18 protein-coding genes and 1 tRNA gene are annotated in these 22,608 nt (G+C 69.7%); 12 read left to right on the forward strand and 7 right to left on the reverse strand.

Annotated elements, in window-relative coordinates:
- The first annotated feature begins 2 nt into the window (after window positions 1-2).
- Window positions 3-1,025 (forward strand): zinc-dependent alcohol dehydrogenase family protein, encoded by a 1,023-nt coding sequence (locus tag KOI35_RS00295; protein WP_215783944.1) that lies wholly within the window; start codon window positions 3-5, stop codon window positions 1,023-1,025.
- Window positions 1,026-1,612: 587 nt separating this feature from the next.
- On the opposite strand, the gene KOI35_RS00300 is transcribed toward KOI35_RS00295, so the two are convergent.
- From KOI35_RS00300 to KOI35_RS00310, 3 genes are all read right to left on the reverse strand, one after another.
- Window positions 1,613-1,684 (reverse strand) — tRNA-Arg (locus tag KOI35_RS00300).
- A 72-nt stretch (window positions 1,685-1,756) separates the two neighbouring features.
- Window positions 1,757-2,410 carry a DUF305 domain-containing protein gene (locus tag KOI35_RS00305; RefSeq protein ID WP_215783945.1) on the reverse strand — a complete coding sequence of 218 codons (654 nt, stop codon included), beginning with the start codon at window positions 2,408-2,410 and terminating at the stop codon, window positions 1,757-1,759.
- Window positions 2,410-3,231, reverse strand: coding sequence for a thioredoxin-like domain-containing protein (locus tag KOI35_RS00310; protein WP_215783946.1), 822 nt, complete (start codon window positions 3,229-3,231; stop codon window positions 2,410-2,412). Before KOI35_RS00310 ends, KOI35_RS00305 begins: the two co-directional genes overlap by 1 nt.
- An 85-nt stretch (window positions 3,232-3,316) precedes the next feature.
- On the opposite strand from KOI35_RS00310, the gene argS reads away from it, so the two are divergent.
- From argS to thrC, 4 genes are all read left to right on the forward strand, one after another.
- The gene (argS, locus tag KOI35_RS00315; RefSeq protein WP_215783947.1) at window positions 3,317-4,984 is read left to right on the forward strand and encodes an arginine--tRNA ligase; all 1,668 of its coding nucleotides are present in this window, start codon (window positions 3,317-3,319) and stop codon (window positions 4,982-4,984) included.
- A 2-nt stretch (window positions 4,985-4,986) separates the two neighbouring features.
- Window positions 4,987-6,372, forward strand: a complete 1,386-nt coding sequence (gene lysA / locus KOI35_RS00320) for a diaminopimelate decarboxylase (protein ID WP_215783948.1) — start codon at window positions 4,987-4,989, stop codon at window positions 6,370-6,372.
- Window positions 6,369-7,688, forward strand: coding sequence for a homoserine dehydrogenase (locus KOI35_RS00325; RefSeq protein ID WP_215783949.1), 1,320 nt, complete (start codon window positions 6,369-6,371; stop codon window positions 7,686-7,688). Before lysA ends, KOI35_RS00325 begins: the two co-directional genes overlap by 4 nt.
- Before the next feature lie 88 nt (window positions 7,689-7,776).
- Window positions 7,777-8,826 carry a threonine synthase gene (gene thrC / locus KOI35_RS00330; protein WP_215783950.1) on the forward strand — a complete coding sequence of 350 codons (1,050 nt, stop codon included), beginning with the start codon at window positions 7,777-7,779 and terminating at the stop codon, window positions 8,824-8,826.
- Here the strand turns inward: thrC and KOI35_RS00335 are convergent.
- Window positions 8,812-9,369 carry a MarR family winged helix-turn-helix transcriptional regulator gene (locus KOI35_RS00335; protein WP_308120695.1) on the reverse strand — a complete coding sequence of 186 codons (558 nt, stop codon included), beginning with the start codon at window positions 9,367-9,369 and terminating at the stop codon, window positions 8,812-8,814. The genes thrC and KOI35_RS00335 overlap by 15 nt on opposite strands.
- A 100-nt stretch (window positions 9,370-9,469) precedes the next feature.
- Here KOI35_RS00335 and KOI35_RS00340 point away from each other — a divergent pair, with 100 nt between their 5' ends.
- Complete coding sequence (locus tag KOI35_RS00340; RefSeq protein ID WP_215783951.1) at window positions 9,470-12,697, forward strand: efflux RND transporter permease subunit; 3,228 nt, start codon at window positions 9,470-9,472, stop codon at window positions 12,695-12,697.
- A 21-nt stretch (window positions 12,698-12,718) separates the two neighbouring features.
- A complete protein-coding gene (locus tag KOI35_RS00345) occupies window positions 12,719-13,960 on the forward strand; it encodes an MFS transporter (protein WP_215783952.1) in 1,242 nt (413 codons plus the stop codon).
- Here the strand turns inward: KOI35_RS00345 and KOI35_RS00350 are convergent.
- Window positions 13,940-14,353 (reverse strand): hypothetical protein, encoded by a 414-nt coding sequence (locus KOI35_RS00350; RefSeq protein ID WP_215783953.1) that lies wholly within the window; start codon window positions 14,351-14,353, stop codon window positions 13,940-13,942. The genes KOI35_RS00345 and KOI35_RS00350 overlap by 21 nt on opposite strands.
- A 54-nt stretch (window positions 14,354-14,407) precedes the next feature.
- On the opposite strand from KOI35_RS00350, the gene thrB reads away from it, so the two are divergent.
- The 3 genes from thrB to KOI35_RS00365 all read left to right on the forward strand — a co-directional run bounded on the left by thrB (window position 14,408) and on the right by KOI35_RS00365 (window position 19,042).
- The gene (thrB, locus tag KOI35_RS00355) at window positions 14,408-15,319 is read left to right on the forward strand and encodes a homoserine kinase (RefSeq protein ID WP_215783954.1); all 912 of its coding nucleotides are present in this window, start codon (window positions 14,408-14,410) and stop codon (window positions 15,317-15,319) included.
- A gap of 352 nt (window positions 15,320-15,671) precedes the next feature.
- Window positions 15,672-17,723, forward strand: coding sequence for a transcription termination factor Rho (gene rho, locus KOI35_RS00360; protein WP_215783955.1), 2,052 nt, complete (start codon window positions 15,672-15,674; stop codon window positions 17,721-17,723).
- Between the two features lie 152 nt (window positions 17,724-17,875).
- Entirely contained in the window at window positions 17,876-19,042 is a 1,167-nt protein-coding gene (locus KOI35_RS00365) for a nitric oxide synthase oxygenase (RefSeq protein WP_215783956.1), read from the forward strand.
- On the opposite strand, the gene KOI35_RS00370 is transcribed toward KOI35_RS00365, so the two are convergent.
- Entirely contained in the window at window positions 19,026-19,655 is a 630-nt protein-coding gene (locus KOI35_RS00370; RefSeq protein ID WP_215783957.1) for an RNA ligase family protein, read from the reverse strand. The genes KOI35_RS00365 and KOI35_RS00370 overlap by 17 nt on opposite strands.
- Before the next feature lie 163 nt (window positions 19,656-19,818).
- Here KOI35_RS00370 and rpmE point away from each other — a divergent pair, with 163 nt between their 5' ends.
- Together rpmE and prfA are read left to right on the forward strand one after the other, a co-directional pair.
- On the forward strand, window positions 19,819-20,043 hold the full coding sequence (gene rpmE / locus KOI35_RS00375) for a 50S ribosomal protein L31 (protein WP_215783958.1): 225 nt from the start codon (window positions 19,819-19,821) through the stop codon (window positions 20,041-20,043).
- A gap of 96 nt (window positions 20,044-20,139) precedes the next feature.
- The gene (gene prfA / locus KOI35_RS00380; RefSeq protein WP_215783959.1) at window positions 20,140-21,231 is read left to right on the forward strand and encodes a peptide chain release factor 1; all 1,092 of its coding nucleotides are present in this window, start codon (window positions 20,140-20,142) and stop codon (window positions 21,229-21,231) included.
- 22 nt (window positions 21,232-21,253) lie between these two features.
- On the opposite strand, the gene KOI35_RS00385 is transcribed toward prfA, so the two are convergent.
- Window positions 21,254-22,606, reverse strand: coding sequence for an outer membrane protein assembly factor BamB family protein (locus KOI35_RS00385; RefSeq protein WP_215783960.1), 1,353 nt, complete (start codon window positions 22,604-22,606; stop codon window positions 21,254-21,256).
- Window positions 22,607-22,608: the final 2 nt, after the last annotated feature.

Consider the following 22,608-nt stretch of genomic DNA (forward strand, 5'->3'; position numbering starts at 1 on the left):
CGGTGCGTCAGGCAATCATGTACGGCCCCGGCGACGTCCGCGTCGAAGAGCGCGACAGGCCGGTCCTGCTCGCGCCGACCGACGCGATCATCCGGGTAACGGCCGCCTGCGTCTGCGGTTCTGACCTGTGGCCGTGGCGCGGCATCGAGCAGACGGCCGGGCCGACCCCGATGGGCCACGAGTATGTCGGCATCGTTGAGGAGGTCGGCGCCGAAGTCGCCCGGATCAAGCCGGGCCAGTTCGTCATCGGCTCCTTCATGGCTTCCGACAACACCTGCGAGATCTGCCAGGCCGGCTACCAGAGTCGATGCATCCACGTCGAGTTCGTCGGCGCCGGTGGCGCTCAGGCCGAGTACCTGCGTGTACCGCTCGCCGATGGCACCCTGGTCGCCACCCCCGAACTCCCACCTGCCGATCTCGTCCCGTCCCTGCTGACCGCCTCCGACGTCCTCGGTACCGGCTGGTTCGGCGCTGTCGCCGCCGAGGCCGGACCGGGTAAGACCGTCGCGGTCGTCGGTGACGGCGCCGTCGGCCTGCACGCCATCCTCGCCGCGAAACATCTCGGCGCCGAGCGGATCATCGCGATGAGCAGGCACGAGTCCCGGCAGAAGCTCGCCTTGGACTTCGGCGCCACCGACATCGTCACCGAACGCGGCGATGAAGGCGTAGCACGGATCAAGGACATGACCGGCGGGTACGGCGCCCACTCGGTGATCGAAGCGGTCGGCACCCAGGAATCGATGATGCAGGCCATCCGCTCCACCCGTGCCGGTGGCCACGTCGGCTACGTCGGCGTCGCCCACGGCGTCGAACTGCCCGGCACCGAACTGTTCTTCGCCGAGGTGCACCTGCTCGGTGGACCCGCTCCGGTCCGCCGCTTCCTGCCCGAGCTCATCGATCTGATCCTCACCCGTGAGATCGACCCGGGCCGGGTCTTCGACCTTGACCTCCCACTCGCCGAAGCGGCGCAGGGATACCGGGCCATGGACGACCGCCGCGCGATCAAAACGCTGCTCCGACCCTGATCGGAAGACACATGCAACTTCAGGCAGTACGACCGACGATCAAAACGCCGGCCCAGAACTTCACCCGCGACGCCTGTCAGACGGCACCGGGCGGAAACTGAGTGGTGGGAGCAGGTTGGTGACAACGGGGGAAACCTCGGATCGTGGCTCCGCGGTGGGGTAACAACCTGGGACCCCAGAGTCAGGTTGAGGCACGTTGCCATCAGATAGTTCTCGGCTCGTTGTCAAGGGTTGTTTCGTCGTTCCTGGTTCTGTATGGCGGCCGATCCACTCCAGGATCTCCAGTATGGAAGCCGCCTGTCCTGCTTCGAGTTGCCGACCGCGTTCACCGTCCACGAGGGTGATCTCGTAGTCGAACTCAACCTCCCGGCCTGCTCCCATGCTTCACCTCAGCACGAGCCCAGCCCAGCACGGAATATCGGTAACCCCACCGGGTGACCTGCCGCCTCAGCTCAAAGTGCGCCCGCGCCAACCTGCTCCCTGGCGGTGCTCTCGCGGCGTTAGTCTCTGAGGTGTATACACGCAGCTCAGCTGGGTCGCCGGAGGATCATCCAATCCGGACATTCACCCGAAAGTGGCGCAAAGGGTGCCCCCGGCAGGATTCGAACCTGCGCTTTCGCCTCCGGAGGGCGACGCTCTATCCCCTGAGCTACGGGGGCTCAGTGGTTTCAGAGACTAGCAGGCGGCAAACCGCCGCCGCCAACCGGTATCCGGCTTGCGGCGGCGATTCGTCACTTCGGCTGGAGTTGTTGCAGGAGGCTGTCGATGAGGCCGAGTTCGCTCTGCTGGCCCGAGACCATGGTCTGGGCGAGCCAGGTCACGTCTTTGTCGTCGGACAGCTGGATGATCTCTTGGGCCATGTGGATGCCGCCCAGGTGGTGGGCCCTCATCAGGGTGAGGAACTGCACGTCGAGGTCGTTTCCGGTGGCCTTGCGGAGTTCGGCCAGCTGGGCCGGTGTGGCCATGCCGGGCATCAGGCCGTTGACGACTGAGCCGGCCGAGCCGGGCATCCACGCCATCGGCTCTTGGGAGCTGGTCGGGCTGAGGCCCCAGTCGCGCAGCCACGCCTGCATGTAGCCGATCTGGCCGTGCTGGGTGAGGGCGATGTCGCCGGCCAGGGTGACGATGCGCGGGTTGGTCGAGTTGGCGTGGGCCAGCATCGACATCTCGACCGCCTGGGCGTGGTGGGTCGACATGTCGCGCAGGAAGCCGGCCTCGACCGAGTCGTCACCGGGGTGGGTGAACCGCGGGATGAGCAGGCCCGCGCCGACGCCGAGGGCCAGGCCGAGCACCAGGACGGCGACCACGAGCCAGGATCGGGTGCGCCGGTCGGCGGGAGCGGCAACCGCGGTCGCCGCTCCCGCCGGATCGGTGGTGACGGGCATCAGCTACCGCTCGTCATGCCCGGCGTCGTGGCGGCGGCCTGCAGCGGGCCGGTGGTGGTGTTGCCGCTGGAGCAGGCGGCTCCGGGCTCCATCGACGCGTTGAGGCGGGCGTCCTTGATGAAGTCGTCGATCTTGCTGTCGTTCACGTCGTCGGTCTTGTACTGGTAGCCCCAGACCTGGACGGACACGTTCTTGTCGAGGCCCGCGTAGGGCGACATGAACATGTAGTCCTGGCCTTCGACCTTCTTCTGCAGCACGGCGACCTGGTCGGCGGCGAGGCCCTGCTTGTAGGTCACCCACACGGCGCCGTGCTCGAGGCTGTGCACCGCGTGCTCGTTGGCGATGGGCTGGGCGTAGACGTCGCCCATGCAGTTCTGCCAGACGCTGTTGTGGGCGCCGCCGACGGGCGGGCTCGTCACGTAGGTCTGGGTGCCTTCCTTGTGGTCGCGGGCGTCGATCGCGGCGTTCTTCTGCGCGCGGTAGTCGACCACGCCGGAGATCGCGTTGAGCTTCTCCTCCCAGCCCTTCGAGCCCTGGACGGCGGCGAAGACGCCGTAGCCGATGATGCCGACGGCGACCAGGACGACCGCGCCGGCCACGGCGATGGGGCCCCAGTTGCGGCCGCCGGAGACCTTGACAGGGGCGACGGGCTTACGGCCCTTGCCGCCCTTGGCGCCGGGCTTCTTGGCGCCGGGCTTGGTCGAAGAAGAGCCGGGCTTGGTCGAAGAAGAGCCGCCGGCGGGCGGCTTGCCCTGACCGGAGGTCTTGGTGACCTTGACGGAGGACGGGACCCGCTCGGGACCCGGCGTGCTCATGCTCATCGTGCCTCGTCGATCTCTTGAATGCGGGAGGGCGGGGCTCGGGTGGCCACCGAGCGGCAAAGTCTACCCCCGATAGCATGGCGTAGTGACTCCCGCCAAGCTTGCTGCCACCGTTCTCTCAGCTGCTCGTGCCGTGTTCGAGACCCGCGGGCTCGACATCTCGGCTCTGCCTGAGGCGACGACGGTCGAGCGACCCCGCAACCCCGAGCACGGTGACTACGCCTCCACGCTGGCCATGCAGCTGGGCAAGAAGGCCGGGGTGGCGCCGCGTGAGCTGGCCGCCGCGCTGGCCGAGGAGCTGGGCCGTCAGCCGGGCGTCAAGTCGGTCGAGATCGCCGGTCCGGGCTTCCTCAACATCCGTCTCGACGCGGCCGCGGCCGGGGTGCTGGCCCGCGACATCGTGGTGGCCGGCTCCGCCTACGGGCATTCCGACACGTTGACCGGCGAGCGGATCAACCTGGAGTTCGTGAGCGCCAACCCGACCGGCCCGGTGCACATCGGCGGCGTGCGGTGGGCCGCGGTCGGCGACGCGCTCTCCCGGCTGCTGCGGGCCGCGGGCGCGACGGTCGGCACGGAGTACTACTTCAACGACGCCGGGTCCCAGATCGACCGGTTCGCGAAGTCTCTCTACGCGAGCGCGAAGGGCGAGCCCGCCCCCGAGGACGGTTACGGCGGCGCCTACATCGCCGAGATCGCAGAAAAGGTCGTCAAAGAAGCACCGGAGGTGACGAGCCAGGAGGAAGGTACAGCGCTCGAGACCTTCCGGCGGGTCGGCGTCGACCTGATGTTCGCCGAGATCAAGCAGTCGCTCGACGAGTTCGGTGTGCACTTCGACACCTACTTCAACGAGAAGGACCTGCACGAGCGGGGCGAACTGCAGGAGGCCCTCGACCGGCTGCGCGAGCAGGGCCACATCTTCGAGGCCGACGGCGCGACCTGGCTGCGGACGACCGAGTTCGGCGACGACAAGGACCGGGTGCTCCGCAAGTCGGACGGCGACTGGACCTATTTCGCGGCCGACTGCGCCTACTACCTGGACAAGCGCAAGCGGGGCTTCGACCGGGTCGTGATCATGCTGGGGGCCGACCATCACGGCTACATCGGCCGGATGAAGGCGATGTCGGCCTGCTTCGGCGACGACCCGGCGGTCAACCTCGAGATCCTGATCGGCCAGCTGGTCAGCCTGGTGCGCGACGGCGAGCCGGTCCGGATGAGCAAGCGCGCCGGCACCGTGGTGACCCTGGAGGACTTCGTCGACGCGCTCGGGGTCGACGCGACCCGGTACGCGCTGGCCCGCTATTCGTCCGACTCGCCGATCAACCTCGACATCGAGCGGTGGACCCGGCGTAACAACGACAACCCGGTCTATTACGTGCAATATGTCGCGGCCCGGTCGGCCAACGTCGCCCGCAACGCTCAGGAGAAGGGCGTGCGTCGCGGTGAGGCGGCCGACTTCCACCCCGAGTTGCTGACCCACGAGAAGGAGAACGACCTCCTCAAGGCGCTGGGCGAATATCCGGACGTGGTGGCCCGCTCGGCCGCGCTGCGCGAGCCGCACCACGTGGCCCGCTATCTCGAAGAGGTCGCCGGGGCCTACCACCGCTTCTACGACAAGTGCCCGGTGTCGCCCAAGAGCGGTGACGACCCGATCACCGACGTCAACGTCGCGCGACTCTGGCTCAACGACGCCACCCGTACGGTGATTGCCAACGGTTTGGCCCTGCTCGGCGTCTCGGCGCCCGAAAGGATGTAGGGATGCGAGCGCATGAGGCCGGGGCGCTGCACGGCGACCTCGGGCAGCGGGGTCCGGCCTGGCTGCGGACCCCCGACGACGTGAACGCGCTGGTGCCGCAGCTCTGGCCGCGGACCGTGAACCGGGCCGCGGCCGGGCACCTCGAGATCGGCGGCGTCAGCGTCCTCGACCTCGCCGCCGAGCACGGCACGCCGGCCTACCTGCTGGACGAGGACGACCTGCGGGCCCGCTGCCGTGACTTCGCGTCCGCGTTCGCCGGGTGTGACGTCTATTACGCGGGCAAGTCGTTCCTGTGCAAGGCCGTCGTCCGGGTCATCGACGAGGAGGGCCTGTACCTCGATGTCTGCTCGGGCGGCGAGCTCGCGGTCGCGCTGGCGGCCGGGTTCCCGGGCGAGCGGATGGGCTTCCACGGCAACAACAAGTCGCTGTCGGAGCTGCGCCGGGCCCTCGAGGCCGGGGTGGGCCGGATCATCGTCGACTCGTTCGACGAGATCGACCGGCTGACCGAATTGGCAAAAAAATACAACAAGAGCCCCAATGTTCTCGTACGCGTCACGGTGGGTGTCGAGGCGCACACGCACGAGTTCATCGCGACCGCCCACGAGGACCAGAAGTTCGGCTTCTCGCTGGCCGGCGGCGCGGCGTTCCAGGCCGCCGTCAAGATCCTGGACGAGGGCGTGCTCAACCTCCAGGGGCTGCACTCGCACATCGGCTCGCAGATCTTCGACACCAGCGGCTTCGAGGTCGCGGCGCGCCGGGTGCTCGAGCTGCAGGCGCAGATCCGCGACGCGCGCGGGGTCGAGCTGGCCGACCTCGACCTGGGCGGCGGCTTCGGCATCGCCTACACCACCCAGGACGACCCCAGCACCCCGGGCGACCTGGCCAAACGGCTCAACAAGATCGTCGAGTCGGAATGCGACCTGGCCAACCTGCGCAAGCCGCGTCTCTCGATCGAGCCCGGGCGCGCGATCGTCGGTCCCGCGGTCCTGACCCTGTACGAGGTCGGCACGGTCAAAGACGTCGACGGCATCCGGACGTACGTGAGTGTCGACGGCGGCATGAGCGACAACATCCGGACGGCGCTCTACGACGCCTCCTACTCGGCGACCGTGGCCGGCCGAGCCAGCGACGCCGAGCCGTTGCTGGCCCGCGTGGTGGGAAAGCATTGTGAATCCGGGGACATCGTCGTGAAGGATGAATTCCTGCCCGCCGACGTGCAGCCCGGAGATCTTCTTGCCGTGCCCGGCACCGGCGCCTACTGCCGGAGCATGGCCAGCAACTACAACCACGTCCCTCGGCCGCCCGTGGTGGCGGTGCGCGACGGCGCCTCGCGCGTGATCGTGCGGCGGGAGACCGAGGACGACCTGCTCGCATTGGATGTTGGATGACCCAGGGTGAACCAAAGAAGCCCGTCCGCCTGGCCCTGCTGGGCTGTGGCACGGTCGGGTCGGAAGTCGTACGCCTGCTGCACGACCAGGCCGGTGATCTGACGGCCCGGATCGGCGCCCCGATCGAGATCGTCGGGGTCGCGGTCCGCCGCATCGGCCGCGAGCGCGGTGACCTGCCGATCGACTCGAGCCTGTTCACCACCGACGCGCTGGGTCTGATCAAGCGCGACGACGTGGACGTGGTGGTCGAGGTGGTGGGCGGCATCGAGCCGGCCCGCACCTGGCTGGTCGAGGCGCTGCGGGCGGGCAAGAGCGTGGTCACGGCGAACAAGGCGCTGCTGGCCGAGGACGGCGCGGCGCTGCACGACGCGGCCACCGAGGGCGGTGCCGACCTCTACTACGAGGCGTCCGTGGCCGGCGCGATCCCGCTGCTGCGCCCGCTGCGCGAGTCGCTGCACGGCGACCGGGTCACCCGGGTCACCGGCATCGTGAACGGCACGACCAACTTCATCCTCTCGTCGATGGACACCTCGGGCGCCGGGTTCAGCGAGGCCCTCGACGAGGCGACCGAGCTGGGCTACGCCGAGGCCGACCCGACGGCCGACGTCGAGGGCTTCGACGCCGCGGCCAAGGCGGCCATCCTCGCCTCGCTGGCGTTCCACTCCCGGGTCACCGCGGCCGACGTGTTCCGCGAGGGCATGACCGGGGTGACCGCGGGCGACATGGCCAGCGCCAAGGAGATGGGCTGCACGATCAAGCTGCTGTGCATCGCCGAGCGCGGGCCCGACTCGTCCGGGCAGGAGTCGATCTCCGTACGCGTGCACCCGGCGATGATCCCGCGGAGCCACCCGCTGGCCGGGGTCGGCGACGCCTTCAACGCCGTGTTCGTCGAGGCCGAGGCGGCCGGTCAGCTCATGTTCTACGGCCGCGGGGCGGGTGGCACGCCGACCGCCAGCGCGGTGCTGGGCGACATCGTGGCGGCCGCGCGCAACAAGCTGTCCGGCACCCGAGCACCGAGCGAGAGCAATTACGCCGATCTTCCCGTACGCCCGATCGGCGAGGCCCTGACGAGATATCACATCAGTCTCGACGTGGCCGAACGCCCGGGCGTGCTGGCCAGTGTGGCCGGTGTCTTCGCCCAGCACGAGGTGTCGATCGCGACGGTCCGCCAGTCGGGCCGGGCCGAGGACGCCAAACTGGTGATCGTCACCCACGGTGCGCCGGACGCCAATCTGGCCGCCACCGTCGAAGACCTGTCGGGGTTGGACATCGTGCGCTCGATCGCCAGCGTGCTGCGGGTCGAGGGCGGCGCCTGAAGTCCCGAATATTGAACATCCGGTCTCAGGATTCGGCAGTCTGCGACACTCTTGGGGCCCGTCGAGGACAAGCGTGAGGAGCACAGTCATGTACCGGGGACTCATCGAGGCATATCGGGACCGCCTTCCGGTCACCGACAAGACCCCGGTGATCACGCTGCACGAGGGCAACACGCCGCTCGTGCCGGCACCCGTGCTGTCCGCTCGCACGGGGGCCGACGTCTACCTCAAGGTCGAGGGGGCCAACCCGACCGGCTCGTTCAAGGACCGCGGCATGACCATGGCCGTGTCCAAGGCGGTCGAGGAGGGTGCCAAGGCGATCATCTGCGCCTCCACCGGCAACACCAGTGCCTCGGCCGCCGCCTACGCGGCCAGGGCCGGTGTCACCTGCGCGGTGCTCGTGCCGCAGGGCAAGATCGCGCTCGGCAAGCTGGCCCAGGCCCTCGTCCACGGCGCGAAGCTGCTGCAGGTCAACGGCAACTTCGACGACTGCCTGGCGCTGGCCTCCAAGCTGTCCCAGGACTTCCCGGTCTCCCTGGTCAACTCGGTCAACATCTTCCGGCTGCACGGCCAGAAGACGGCGTCCTTCGAGATCGTCGAGGCGCTGGGCGACGCGCCCGACATCCACTGCCTCCCGGTCGGCAACGCGGGCAACATCTCGGCCTACTGGATGGGCTACCAGGAGGACCACGCGGCGGGCAACAGCACCCGGCTGCCGAAGATGTACGGCTTCCAGGCCTCCGGCGCGGCGCCGATCGTCACCGGCAAGGTCGTCGAGGAACCGTCGACGATCGCCACCGCCATCCGGATCGGCAACCCGGCCAGCTGGACCAAGGCACTGGACGCGCGGGACACCTCGGGCGGCCTGATCGCCTCGGTCACCGACCGCGAGATCCTCTCGGCCTACCGGCTGCTCGCCCGCGAGGTCGGCGTCTTCGTCGAGCTGGGCAGCGCGGCCAGCGTGGCCGGCCTGCTGCAGTCGGCCGCCGAGGGCAAGATCCCGGCCGGCTCGCGGGTGGTCTGCACGGTCACCGGCCACGGGCTCAAGGACCCGGAGTGGGCGATCTCGACCGCCCCGTCGCCCACCACCATCCAGAACGACGTGCTGATCGCGGCCCGCGAGCTAGGCCTGGCCTGACTCCGGGCCCGCCTCGGCGGCCTTGATGATCAGCGTGGTCGCCTGAGCGACCAGATCGAGCTCCTCGGCTGAGAGACGGCTGAGGAGCGCGCGCATCTTCTCCTCACCGGCGTTGAAGATGCTCCCGATGAGATCGCGGCCCGTGCGTGTCAGCGCGATCCGGCGTACGCGCCGGTCGTGCGGATCCTCCGCGCGCGCCACCAGATCCTGCACCACGAGCCGGTCGATCATGCCGGTCAGCGCGGCCGCGCCGATCCCGACCATGCCGGCCAGCTCGCTGCCCGAGACAGAGCCGTGGCGGGCGAGCAGCATGAGGATCCTGAGCTGCGACAACGTCAGGTGCGAGGAGAAGAGCGGATCGGCCCGGTCCTCGGCGATCAGCTCCTGCAGCCGCTGCTGCGCGCCCATAATGTCCGCAATGAGCGCAGCCTTGGTGGGCACAGTCTCGCCGGTGATCTCGAGTCTCCTTGTGTGTCGCGCCGATGGCTGACCTGGGTCCCCATCCGACCGCCCCGCCCGCCACCCGAAGCGGAAGAAGGGCACTTTTTCAAGGCGGACGGTACCAGCGCGCCCCGGCGGAAAACCATTTGTTCGTGTCGGGCAAACTATTAGTGCTGGACGAACTTTTACCGGGGGAGCGCACATGTCATTCCTGACCCGGATGAGCCTCGCCAACAGAGGCCTCGTCGCCCTGATCGCCGTCGTTATAGCCGGCTTCGGGATCTTCGCCATCCCATCGCTGAAACAGCAGCTGTTCCCGTCGATCGAGTTCCCCGCGGCCTTCGTGACCGCGACCCTGCCGGGGGCCGGCCCCGAGATCATCCAGGATCAGATCACGGAACCGCTGGAAGACGCGGCCAAGGGCCTCGACGGCATCGACAGCGTCACGTCGAGCACCCGCGAGGGCATCGCGACCGTGACCGTCGCCTTCGTCTTCGGCACCGACATCGACCAGGCGGTCAACCAGCTCACCACCGCGGTCAACCGGGTGCAGCCGACCCTGCCTGACAACGTCACCCCGACGATCTTCGCGGGCGGCACCGACGACATCCCGGCGATCGTGCTGGCCGCCTCGGGCGGCGGTGACGAGAGTGCCCTGCTCGACAAGCTCAACGCCACCGTCGTGCCCGAGCTCAACGCGATCAGCGGGGTGCGCGACACCCAGATCACCGGCGCCCGCGCGGCCCAGGTCGTGATCACCCCCGACCTGCCCAAGCTGACCGCGGCCGGCGTCAACCCGCAGGCGATCACCACCGTGCTCCAGCAGAACGGCATCTCGGTGCCGGCCGGCGCGGTCAACGAGGGCAGCCGGTCGCTGACCGTGCAGGTCGGTTCGCCGCTGACCTCGATCGACCAGCTCAAGCAGGTCTACCTGGCCGGTTCCAAGGGTCCGGTGCAGCTCGGTTCGGTCGCCACGGTCGAGAGCAAGCTGCCCGCCGCCACCTCCTACACCCGCACCGACGGCGTCGAGAGCCTGGGCATCGCGGTCACTGCCCGTCCCGACGGCAACCCGGTCGACATCTCCCACGCGGTCCGCGACAAACTGGCCGACCTGCAGAAGGACTCCGGCGCCACGCTGACCGTGGTGGTCGACCAGGCGCCGTTCGTCGAGCGTTCGATCGAGAGCCTCACCACCGAGGGCCTGCTCGGCCTGGTGATGGCCGTGATCGTGATCCTGGTCTTCCTTCTTTCCGTACGTTCGACCCTGGTCACCGCCGTGTCGATCCCGCTCTCGGTGCTGATCGCCCTGATCGCGCTGTGGATCGGCGACTTCACTCTCAACCTGCTGACCCTGGGCGCGCTGACCATTGCGGTCGGTCGCGTGGTCGACGACTCGATCGTCGTGCTGGAAAACATCAAGAGACATCTCGAATACGGCGAACCGAAGGTCCACGCGATCATCTCGGCCGTCCGCGAGGTGTCCGGCGCGGTGACCGCGTCCACCCTCACCACGGTGGCCGTGTTCGCCCCGATCGCCCTGGTCGGCGGCTTCGTCGGCCAGATCTTCTCGTCGTTCGCCATCACCGTCACCGTGGCCCTGCTGGCCTCGCTGCTGGTCGCCCTGACGATCGTGCCGGTGCTGGCCTACTGGTTCCTCAAGCCGCCGCCGGCCGACGCCGACACCGAGGCGATCCGCCGAGCCGCCGAGGAGAAGGAGCGGCGCAGCCCGCTGCAGCGCGGCTACCTGCCGGTCATCCGGTTCGCGACCAAGCGCCGCTGGACCACGCTGGCGATCGGCCTGGCCGTGCTGATCGGCACGCTCGGCCTGTCGACCCGGCTCGAGACGAACTTCCTCGACCAGTCCGGCCAGGACTCGCTGTCGATCACGCAGGCGATGCCGGTCGGCACCAACCTGGCCGCCACCGACGCCGCGGCCAAGCAGGTCGAGCAGGTGCTGGCCGACACCGACGGGGTCAAGACCTATCAGGTGTCGCTGGGCAGCGGCGGCGACTTCAACCCGTTCGTTGGGGGCGGCGGCGCCAGCACGGCCAGCTTCAACGTCGGCCTCGACGAGGACGCCGACGCGGTCGAGCTGACCGACCAGCTGCGTGACAAGTTCGCCGGCATGAACGGGATCGGCGAGGTCAGCATCGGTGGCGACAGCTCCGGCCTCGGCGGCGGCAACGAGCTCTCGGTGCAGGTCAAGGCGGCCGACCTGGAGGCGCTGACCCAGGCCTCCGAGCAGGTGCAGCAGGCGATGTCGCAGACCGGCGGCGTGGTCGAGGCCAAGAGCTCGCTCGCGGCCAGCGTCCCGCGGCTCAACGTGACCGTGAAGCGTCAGGTCGCGGCGGTGTACGGCGTGAACGAGGCGACCATCGCGCAGAGCGTCGCGGGGGCCTTCCGCTCCGCGCCGGCCGGGCAGATGACGGTCGACGGCGCCACCCAGGACGTCGTGATCTCGTCCGGCTCGGCCCCGGCCGACCCGGCCGCCCTGCGCGCGATGCCGCTGACCACGCCGCGTGGTGTGGTGCCGCTGAGCACGGTGGCCGACATCAAGGAGGTCAGCGGGCCCGAAGAGGTCACCCGCGTGGACGGCGACCGCACGGTGACCGTGACCGGCACGGCGACCGGCTCCGACCTCGGCGCCGCGACCCGTGAGCTGCAGAAGAAGCTCGACGGCCTGACCCTGCCGGCCGGGGCCACGGCGAGCATCGGGGGCGCCAGCGCCGATCAGGCCGAGGCGTTCCAGCAGTTGGGCCTGGCCGTGCTGGCCGCGATCGCGATCGTGTTCATCATCATGGTGGCCACCTTCCGCAGCCTCATCCAGCCGGTGATCCTGCTGGTGTCGATCCCGTTCGCGGCGACCGGCGCGATCGCCCTGCTGCTGATCACCGGCACCCCGCTCGGTGTACCGGCCCTGATCGGTGTGCTGATGCTGGTCGGCATCGTGGTGACCAATGCCATCGTGCTGATGGATCTGATCAACCACTACCGCCTGGCCGGCATGGGCGTGCAGGAGGCGGTGATCGAGGGTGGCCGGCACCGTCTGCGGCCGATCCTGATGACCGCCATCGCGACCATCTTCGCCCTGATCCCGATGGCCCTGGGCCTGACCGGCGAGGGCGGCTTCATCTCGCAGCCACTGGCCATTGTGGTCATCGGCGGTCTGGTCAGCTCGACGCTGCTCACCCTGGTGCTGGTGCCGACGCTCTACACGATGGTCGAGAACGGCAAGGAGAAGCGCCGGGCCAAGCGCATCGCCAAGCGCGGCGGTCCGGTGCCGGCCGAGCCGGTCGCGAGCGACGAGCCGGTGGCCGGGGAGCCGGACGTCGAGGAGCCGCAGCCGCAGCCGAGCGGCGCCCTGCGCGGCTACACCGACCAGTTCGAGGTCCTCAAGATGCCGAAGGGCCCGGAGGGCGCCAAGGAATGATCGGGCGTAACGTGCCGGTACGTGGCAACAGCGCTTTCGGTCGTTACTCGTAACCGCGATTTCCGTCGGCTGTTCGGCGCCGAGCTGGTCGTCTTCGGCGCCGACTGGTTCGTCATGATTCCGCTGCTGGTGCTGCTCCCCGAGCTCACCGGCAGCGGGATCTGGGGCGGGCTGGTGCTGGCCGCCGACACCGGCATCAACGCGCTGCTGCTGCCCTACACCGGCACCATCGCCGACCGGTTCGACCGGCGCAAAGTCATGATCACCGCGAACCTCGCGGCCTTCGTCGCCGTGCTGTTGTTGTTCGCGGTGCAGTCGGCCGCTACGGCCCCGCTCGCTCTCGTGGCGATCGGGGCCGTAGCCGTCGCCAAGGCCTTCTATTCACCGGCCGCGTCGGCCGCGCTGCCCAACGTCGTCGACCCGCCCGACCTGGCCGCGGCCAACACGGTCGCCGGGTCGGCCTGGGGCACGATGACGATTGTCGGCGCCTCGCTCGGTGGCATCGTAGGGGCGGCCTTCGGGCCGTACGCCAGTTTCGGCATCACCGCCGCCCTGCTGCTGATCGCGGCCGGGCTGACCGCCACGATCCGCCGTCCGCTGCAGTCCGCGCGTGCGGCCGGCGCGCCCGCACCCCGCACCGGGCAGGCCTTGCGCGAGTCGCTCGGCTACCTGCGCGACAATCCGCGGATCCGGGCGCTGGTGACCGTCAAGATGGCGGTCGGGCTGGGCAACGGCGTGCTCACCGTCTTTCCGCTCATCGCGGCTCTGCACGGTGCCGGGGTGCTGGGCACCGGCCTGCTCTTCGCCGTCCGTGGCCTGGGCGCGCTGATCGGCCCGTTCCTGCTGGGATCGGTGCTCAAGCGGCGCTCGTGGTTCTTCCCCGGGCTGGCGCTGTCGATGTCGCTCTACGGCGTGGCCTATATCAGTGTGGCCGCGAGTCCGTGGTTCCCGCTCGTGCTGCTGTTCGTCTTCGTCGCCCATCTCGCGGGCGGCGCGAACTGGATCCTGTCGAACTACGCGCTGCAGGCCGAGGTGCCCGACCGGTTGCGCGGGCGGGTCTTCTCGACCGACCTGATGCTGGCCACGCTGGCCATCGCGGTCAGCCAGCTGGGTGCGACCGCGGTCGTCGACATCGTCGACCAACGGGTCATCCTGGCCGGGTGCGGCCTGGTCACGCTGCTCTACGCGATTTGCTGGCGGATAGCGACCCGACGCCTGGCCCGGACCGCGAAGGGCGAGCCGTCAGCGGTCGGGACCGACTGAACCGGGGCCGTAGGAATCCGGCGAATACGGCGCCGCCTGAAAAGGGCCGGACAAGCGGGCCGTCTCGGAGCGCACCGTCGCGAAGCCCGCGACCAGCAGCCCGAGCCCGACCGCGAAGAAGACCGCCAGCATCAGCCCGACGATGCTGCTGATCAGGCCGAACTGGGTCGCCGTCCAGCCCGAGCGGGCGACGATCTGGGTGAACGTGATGTTCCAGGCGAGGGACGCGACCGTCTCGGCCAACAGCACGATCAGGCCGGCCCGGGCCAGCGTCTGGCTGCGGCCGGGCAGCCGTCGTTGCGGCGCCGACAGCATGACCAGGCCGGCCACCAGCACGACCACGACCGGGATCTGCACCACGAAGAAGCCGAGGTAGGAGCTCAGAGCAATCACGACGCCGAACGTACCGGCCGCATATGACAAAAGATCAAGCCCTAGTCTGTGGCGATGGGCCTGACCTTCGCCTCCGAGCCGGTTTCTGTTCGCACGCCGGCCACCAGCGCCAACCTCGGCCCCGGCTTCGACGCTCTGGGTCTGGCCCTGACCCTCTACGACGACCTCAGCGCGCGCGTCACCGAGAGCGGCTGGACGGTGACGGTGACCGGCGAGGGTGCGGGCGAGCTGCCGGGCGACGAGACCCACCTGGTGCTGCGCGCGATGCTGGCGACCTTCGACGAGTTCGGCGAGCGCCCGCCCGGTCTGGCCGTCGAGTGCGTCAACCGGATCCCGCAGGCGCGCGGCCTCGGCTCGTCGTCGGCGGCCATCGTCGGCGGTGTGCAACTGGCCCGGGGCCTGGTCGCCGGCGGCCTGCGGCGGATCGACGACGAGGCCGCGTTGCGCATCGCGGCCCGGCTCGAGGGCCACCCCGACAACGTGGCGCCGTGCCTGCTCGGCGGGTTCACCATCGCCTGGAGCGAACCGGCCGGGGCGCGGGCCGTACGGCTCGCACCGGCGAGCACCGTACATCCGACAGTCTTCGTACCGGCCGAACGCGGCTACACCGCCTCGGCCCGCGCGGCGCTGCCGGCCCAGGTCCCGCACGCCGACGCCTCGTTCAACGCGGGCCGGGCCGCCCTGCTCACGCACGCCCTGACCAGCGATCCGTCGCTGCTGTGGGCGGCCACCGAAGACCGGCTGCACCAGGGCTACCGGGCCGAGGCGATGCCGGGCACGGCGTCGCTCGTCGCGTCGCTGCGCTCGGTCGGCGTGGCCGCCGTGGTCAGTGGCGCCGGACCTTCCGTGCTGGCGTTGACGCAGGTCCCGGCCGACTTCCACCCGGGAACAGAATGGCGCGCCGAGTCGTTGGGCGTGGATGGCGCCGGTGCTCTTGTCAAAGGGAGTATGGTGGAACTCGCCTAGCGGGGCCCTGTTGCCGCAGGTCGCACGAGTTGACTACGCTCGAGACCTAGCACAGCAGTCAGCACAGCCGCGAAAGCAAGCTCACTGCGATTCGGCGCGCACCCCCGAGACTCCAGGCCTATCGGCCGTCTCACCTCCTCTCAAAGGCAAACGCCGGATCTCACAGGCACAAGCCGAGTTTGTCGCTGCACTCGCCGAGACCTACTCGCCGAACTCTGACGAGCAGGGACACCGTCGAGTTGCTGTGCCGCTCTGAACTCCCGCCCCGCTCTGCGACGGCGGGCACCGCGACACCCGGGCCGCCAGGCTGCAGAACCGGGAGTCTCGGGCTTTTTCCGACGGAAGGAATCCATTGAGCGACACCACCGACGTGACGTCGGGTGTTTCTGACGTCGCTGACGCCGGCGCCGGCACCACCGCGACCGCCACGAAGCGCCGCCGAGGTGGCACCGGGCTGTCCGCGATGCTGCTGCCCGAGCTGCAGAGTCTGGCCGCCTCGCTGGGCATCAGCGGCACCGCGCGGATGCGCAAGGGCGAGCTGATCACTGCGATCACCGAGCGGCAGAGCGGCGGCGCGCCCGCCGAGAGCGCGCCGCGTCCGCGCACCAGCAAGGCCGCCGCGGCTGCGTCCGCCCCGGCCGCCGAGGCCGCCCCGGCCCCGGTCGTCGCCACGGCTCCCGTGGCCGCGTCGGCCAAGGTCGAGGCTCCGGCCACCGCGCCGGCCGACACCCCCACCGGGCCGATCGAGTCCCAGCAGACCGTGGCCCCGCAGACCACCACGGCTCAGCCGGTCGCCGCCGAGGCCGTCGAGGGTGGCAGCCGCCGTGGCCGCAACCGCGGCGACCGCGACAACGCGCCGCGCGAGAACCGCGACCAGGCCCCGCGGGAGAGCCGCGACCAGGCCGCCGCGCCGACCGCCGAGCCCGAGACGGCCGAGCGGGTCGAGCGCCCCGAGCGCGGTGACCGCAACCGTGACCGCGGTGACCGTCAGCGCAACCAGCGTGACGACCGTGGCCAGCGTGACGACCGCGGCCCGCGGGAGGACCGGGGCCAGCGGGACGACCGCGGCGGTCGCAACGACGGCCGGAACGACCAGGGTCGTAACAACAACGACCAGGACGACGACGACAACGACAACGACGGTGGCCGCCGGAGCCGGCGCAGCCGCTTCCGTGACCGTCGCCGTGGTCGTGGTGACCGGGACGGCAACGAGGGCGGTCAGCGCGACGGTGGCGGCCGCGAGCCGCACGTCAGCGAGGACGACGTGCTCGTCCCCGTGGCCGGCATCCTCGACGTTCTCGACAACTACGCGTTCGTCCGGACCACCGGTTACCTCTCCGGGCCGAACGACGTCTATGTGTCGATGTCGCAGGTCAAGAAGCACGGGCTGCGCCGCGGCGACGCGGTCACCGGCGCCGTGCGGGCCACCCCGCGCGAGGGCGGTCAGGGCGACCAGCGCCGCGACAAGTACAACCCGCTGGTCCGGCTCGACACGATCAACGGGATGGAGCCCGACGAGGCCCGGCGTCGTCCGGAGTTCTACAAGCTCACCCCGCTCTACCCGCAGGAGCGTCTGCGTCTCGAGACCGAGCCGCACATCCTGACGACCCGCGTCATCGACCTGGTGATGCCGATCGGCAAGGGCCAGCGCGCCCTCATCGTCTCGCCGCCCAAGGCCGGTAAGACGATGGTGCTGCAGGCGATCGCCAACGCGATCACGCACAACAACCCCGAGTGCCACCTGATGGTCGTGCTGGTCGACGAGCGGCCCGAAGAGGTCACCGACATGCAGCGGACGGTCAAGGGCGAGGTCGTCGCGGCCACGTTCGACCGCCCGCCGCAGGACCACACCACGGTCGCCGAACTGGCCATCGAGCGGGCCAAGCGCCTGGTCGAGCTGGGCCACGACGTGGTCGTGCTGCTCGACTCGGTGACCCGTCTGGGCCGGTCGTACAACCTGGCCGCGCCGGCTTCCGGCCGCATCATGTCGGGTGGTATCGATTCGACGGCGCTCTACCCGCCGAAGCGGTTCCTCGGTGCGGCGCGCAACATCGAGAACGGTGGCTCGCTCACCATTCTCGCCACCGCGCTGGTCGAGACCGGCTCGATGATGGACACGGTGATCTTCGAAGAGTTCAAGGGCACGGGTAACGCCGAGCTCAAGCTCGACCGCAAGATCGCCGACAAGCGGACCTTCCCGGCGGTCGACGTCCAGGCGTCGAGCACCCGTAAGGAAGAGATCCTGCTCGGCAAGGAAGAGCTGGCGATCGTCCACAAGCTCCGCAAGGTCCTGCACTCGCTGGACTCCAACGCGTCGCTGGACCTGCTGCTCGACCGGCTCAAGCAGACCCGCACCAACGTCGAGTTCCTGATGCAGATCGCGAAGTCGACACCGGGCGAGTAACACCGGAACGACAAAGAGCGCGAGTTCCCCGTACGGGAAACTCGCGCTCTTTGCTGTTTAAGGTGCAAAACGTCGCACAGTGCGTGTGTCCGATACCGGTCAGGGTCGTGCGAACCTCCCATCTCACGGGGCAAACGGTGGGGAGGTGCTCGATGAACGTGCCCGGTTACCGGGACCACCCGGTCGAAGCCTGGGACCCGGCGGCGCCCGCGGACCCCGGTGAGGCGGAGGACTTTCTCCGGCAGTGCTACACCGAGAACGAGCGGCTCGGTCCGGTCGAGCCCCGGCTGGCCATCGTGCGGGCCCAGATCGCCGCCACCGGCAGTTACGTGCACACCACCGAGGAGCTCGCCTACGGCGCGAAACTGGCCTGGCGCAACGCGAGCCGGTGCATCGGCCGCCTCTACTGGCGCAGTCTGGTCGTGCTCGACCGGCGCCGGGCGCGGACCGCCGACGAGATCTTCTCGCTGCTGGTGAACCATCTGCAGACCGCCGGCACCGGTTCGCTCCGGCCGGTGATCAGCGTCTTCGCGGCCGCGCAGCCGGGCCAGCCCTACGCCAGGGTGTGGAACGAGCAGCTGATCCGTTACGCCGGCTATCGCGGGGGCGACGGCTGCCCGGTCGGCGACGCGCGGCAGGAGGAGTTCACCGCGGCCATGCGCGGGTTCGGGTGGCGCGGCAAGGGTGACCAGTTCGACGTGCTGCCGCTGGCGATCGAAACCCCGTCCGAGGGCGTACGCCTCTACGAGCTGCCCGAGCGAGCCATCCGTGAGGTCCCGTTGACCCATCCCGAGTACGGCTGGTTCGCCGAGCTCGGACTGCGCTGGCACGCCGTACCGGCCATCTCGAACATGCGGCTGACGATCGGCGGGGTGCACTATCCGCTCGCCCCGTTCAACGGCTGGTATCTCGGCACCGAGATCGGGGCGCGCAACCTGGCCGACCACGACCGCTACGACATGCTGCCGGTGGTCGCGGCCCGGATGGGGCTCGACACCAGCCGGGAGTCGACCCTGTGGCGCGACCGGGCGCTGCTCGAGCTCAACCGGGCCGTGCTGCACTCGTTCGAGCGGGCCGGGGTGAAGATGAGCGACCACCACACCGAGTCGCAGCGGTTCCTCAAGCACATCGCCAACGAGGAGCGGGCCGGTCGTCGCGTGCCCGCCGACTGGAGCTGGATCGTGCCGCCGATGTCGGGCGGGATCACCCCGGTCTTCCACCGCTACTACGACGAGATGGATCTGCGGCCGGCGTTCTATCTGGACGACGAGGCGGCCGCGCTGGCCCGGGACGGATGCCCGGTCAGGCGAACTCGTTGACGGCGAAGTCGCTTTTCAGACCCGGTTCCCGTACGGCCGCAGCCCGCTTCCACGTCAGCACCTTGACGGCGAACTCGTCGGCCGGGATTCGTCCGGCCGCCCGCACGACGAAGCCCTCGGACCGCGCCGGATCGCACCGCTGGGACCAGGCGGCCCGCGCCTCGGACAGGCTCCCGCCGCGGTAGAGCACCGGCACCACCGGCAGCTCCAGACGTTGCGCCCAGTCGACCGTGTCGTCCCAGCCCAGCAGGGTGTCGGTCTCGTCCCAGATGCCGAACACGATGAACACGCCCGGCAGGTCGGAGTAGGCGATCCCGCGCCGGGCCCACATCGACTCGCCGCAGACCCGCCAGTCGTCCGGGATCCGGTACGCCGTCATGGCCCACAACGCCTTGGCCGGGCGGTCCCAGGGTTCGGTCTCGGCCCCGGGTTCCGGCCCGTACATGGCGTCGCGGGTGAAGGTCAGATTTCCGCCGTCGAGCTTCTCGGTCACCACGAGCTCGCCGTCGAGCCAGGTCAGGTCGGGCTGCACCGGATCGTCGCCGGTCACGCCGGGCGAGTCGGGCAGGTGGGAGGTGCGCGGATATTGACGACCAAAACGGGAGGAAGGCATCGGGAATACCTCGCTGGGGGCGTACGTTGATGCGCAGGTCACGCCGATTTCGCGGCAGAGCGGCGGCATGGCAGACTAGTACATCGGCCAGCAAAGGTTCCGGTTCCCGTCCAGGTGAAATGGGCGACCCGGCGACCAGTTCACCGAGAGGGACCGAGAAACCATGAAGAACGGCATCCACCCGGAGTACACCTCGACCGAGGTCATCTGCTCCTGCGGCAGCACCTTCACCACCCGCAGCACCGCCAAGGGCGGCGAGATCCGCGTCGAGACCTGCAGCGCCTGCCACCCGTTCTACACCGGCAAGCAGCGCGTCCTCGACACCGCGGGCCGGGTCGCGAAGTTCCAGGCCAAGTACGCCAAGGTCAACGCCGCGAAGAAGAAGTAACTGCTTCCACGGCGCCCGTCCCCGGTCTTCCGGGGCCGGGCGCCGTTCGCGTGTCGGGGACAATGCCAGTCGGGGACAACGCCAGAGGGAGAGACCGTGAGTACGGATCGGCTGACCACCCTTCTCGAGGAGTACGCCGAGCTCGAGAAGCGGATGGAGGACCCCTCCATCCACTCGGACCAGGCGCTCGTGCGCCGGGTCGGCCGACGCTTCGCCGAGCTGGCCCCGATCTATGCCGCCAACGCCGAGCTCGAGGCGGCCCGGGCCGACCTGGCCGCGGCCAAGGAGCTCGCGGCCGAAGACCCGGCGTTCGCCTCCGAGGTCGAGTCGGTCGCGGCCGCGCTCCCGCCGCTCGAGGAGAAGCTCGGCGAGATGCTGATCCCGCGCGACCCGAGCGACGCCAAAGACGTGATCATCGAGATCAAGGCGGGCGAGGGCGGCCAGGAGTCGGCCCTGTTCGCCGGCGATCTGCTGCGCATGTACACGCGCTACGCCGAGCGCCACGGCTGGATCGTCGAGGTGATCGACTCGCAGGAGTCGGACCTGGGCGGTGTCAAGGACATCTCGGTCGGCGTACGCACCAAGGGCGTGCCCGAGGGTGGCCACGGCGTCTGGTCCCGCATGAAGTGGGAGGGCGGCGTGCACCGGGTGCAGCGCGTGCCGGTCACCGAGTCGCAGGGCCGCATCCACACGTCGGCCGCGGGCGTGCTGGTGCTGCCCGAGGCCGAAGAGGTCGACATCGAGATCGTGCCGAGCGACCTGCGGATCGATGTGTTCCGCTCGTCCGGGCCGGGTGGCCAGTCGGTCAACACCACCGACTCCGCCGTACGGATCACCCACATCCCCACCGGCACGGTGGTGAGCTGCCAGAACGAGAAGAGCCAGCTGCAGAACAAGGAGTCGGCGCTGCGCATCCTGCGGTCCCGGCTGCTGGCCATCGCGCAGGAGGAGGCGGCCGCGGCGGCGTCCGACTCGCGCAAGGCCCAGGTGCGGACGGTCGACCGGTCCGAGCGGATCCGGACGTACAACTTCCCGCAGAACCGGATCACCGACCACCGGATCGGCTACACCGCCTACAACCTCGACCTGGTGCTCGGCGGCGAGCTCGACGCCGTGCTCGACGCGCTGGGCGAGGCCGACCGCGCGGCCCGGCTGGCCGGCGACACCGAGATCGGCCGCCGGGGCTGAGCCGTGCCGCGCGAAGCGCAGTTCAGTTGACCGCCAGCACCTGGAAGCGGCCGGTGCTGTGGCAGGCCAGGTAGCCCGGGACGGTCTGGCAGGCGCCGTCCGGAATCCGGTCGACGGCACCGAGGACGCGCTGCCGGCCGGTCTCGAGGTCCCAGCGGACCACCGCCGTACGGTCCGGCGGCGAGACCGTCGTCCGTAGCAGCAGCATCGAGCTCTCCTTGAGGTCGCCCCAGGTCAGGGTGCCGTTGAGCGGCTCGCCGACCGGGGTGCCGGTGGCGACGTCGACCAGCTGGTTGGGGCCGTCGGGGCGGCCCAGCGAGTCACCGATCATCAGCCGGTCGGCGCTGACCATCGAGGCGTTGGACGCGCCGTCCAGCGTCCAGCGTCGTGCGCCGGTGACCGGGTCGTAGACCTCCAGACCGGTGCTGTTGCTGACGCAGAGCGTGGCGCCGCAGGGGAAGGCGAAGCCGTTGAAGCCCGATCCGTCCATCTTCCAGAGCTCGGTCATCGTGTCGAGCCGGTAGACGCTCATGTCGAGCTTCTCGCGGCGGGTGCGGTTGACCACCAGCAGCTCGCCGGTGCCGGTCAGATCGTTGTAGTAGCCCTCGGTGGGGTTGCCCTGGGACCACGGCACCGTGGCCGAGGTGATCAGCTTCCCGGAGGCGTACGAGAAAATCTTGATCGCCCCGGTGGCGGTGGCGGTGACGATCCGCTCGGGGTGAACGGTCGGCAGGACGGTCTGGTTCTTGACGCCGGGAGTTTCCCGGGTCCAGATCGTGCTGCGATCGCTCAGCCGGACCAGCCGCATGCGGGCGAGATCGGCCCGGTCGGTGTACTCGGTGAGCAGCACGGTGTCGTCGCCGATCGAGTAGGGCTCACCGGTCGCGCGCCACAGCTCGGCGCCGGTCGCCATCGAGATCGCGACCGTCCGCCGGTGGAACTCGGTCGAGTAGGACGACCCGTCGTCCGACGTCGACATCGTCACCACGTGGGCCTCGGACGGCACGAGAATCACGCCGGCCGGATCGACGGCCTGCAGGTAGCCGATCGTGCCGTCGAAGGCGTGCTGCCAGATGACCGTGCCGGTGGCCAGGTCGTACGCGGTGACCGTGGCCCGGCCGTTCAGCGAGCGGTGCACGAAGAGCCGGTCGCGGCTCAGCGTCGTGCTCTGCGCGTCGTCAAGCTCGATGCTCCACAGCGGACGGACACCGTGCGGCTCGGGCGCCACCGCGGAACCGGCCAGGGTGGCCGCGCAGAGAACCGTGGCGAGGACGGCGCCGGCCTGACGGATGTGCCGCCGGGGCCACCGGAACGAACCGGTGTGCTCCGGCTCCTCGTCGGCGGGGGGCAGTTCGCCCAGCTCGATCGTGCTCATCG

The organism is Paractinoplanes bogorensis (assembly GCF_018829635.1).
GTDB classification, from domain to species: domain Bacteria; phylum Actinomycetota; class Actinomycetes; order Mycobacteriales; family Micromonosporaceae; genus Actinoplanes; species Actinoplanes bogorensis.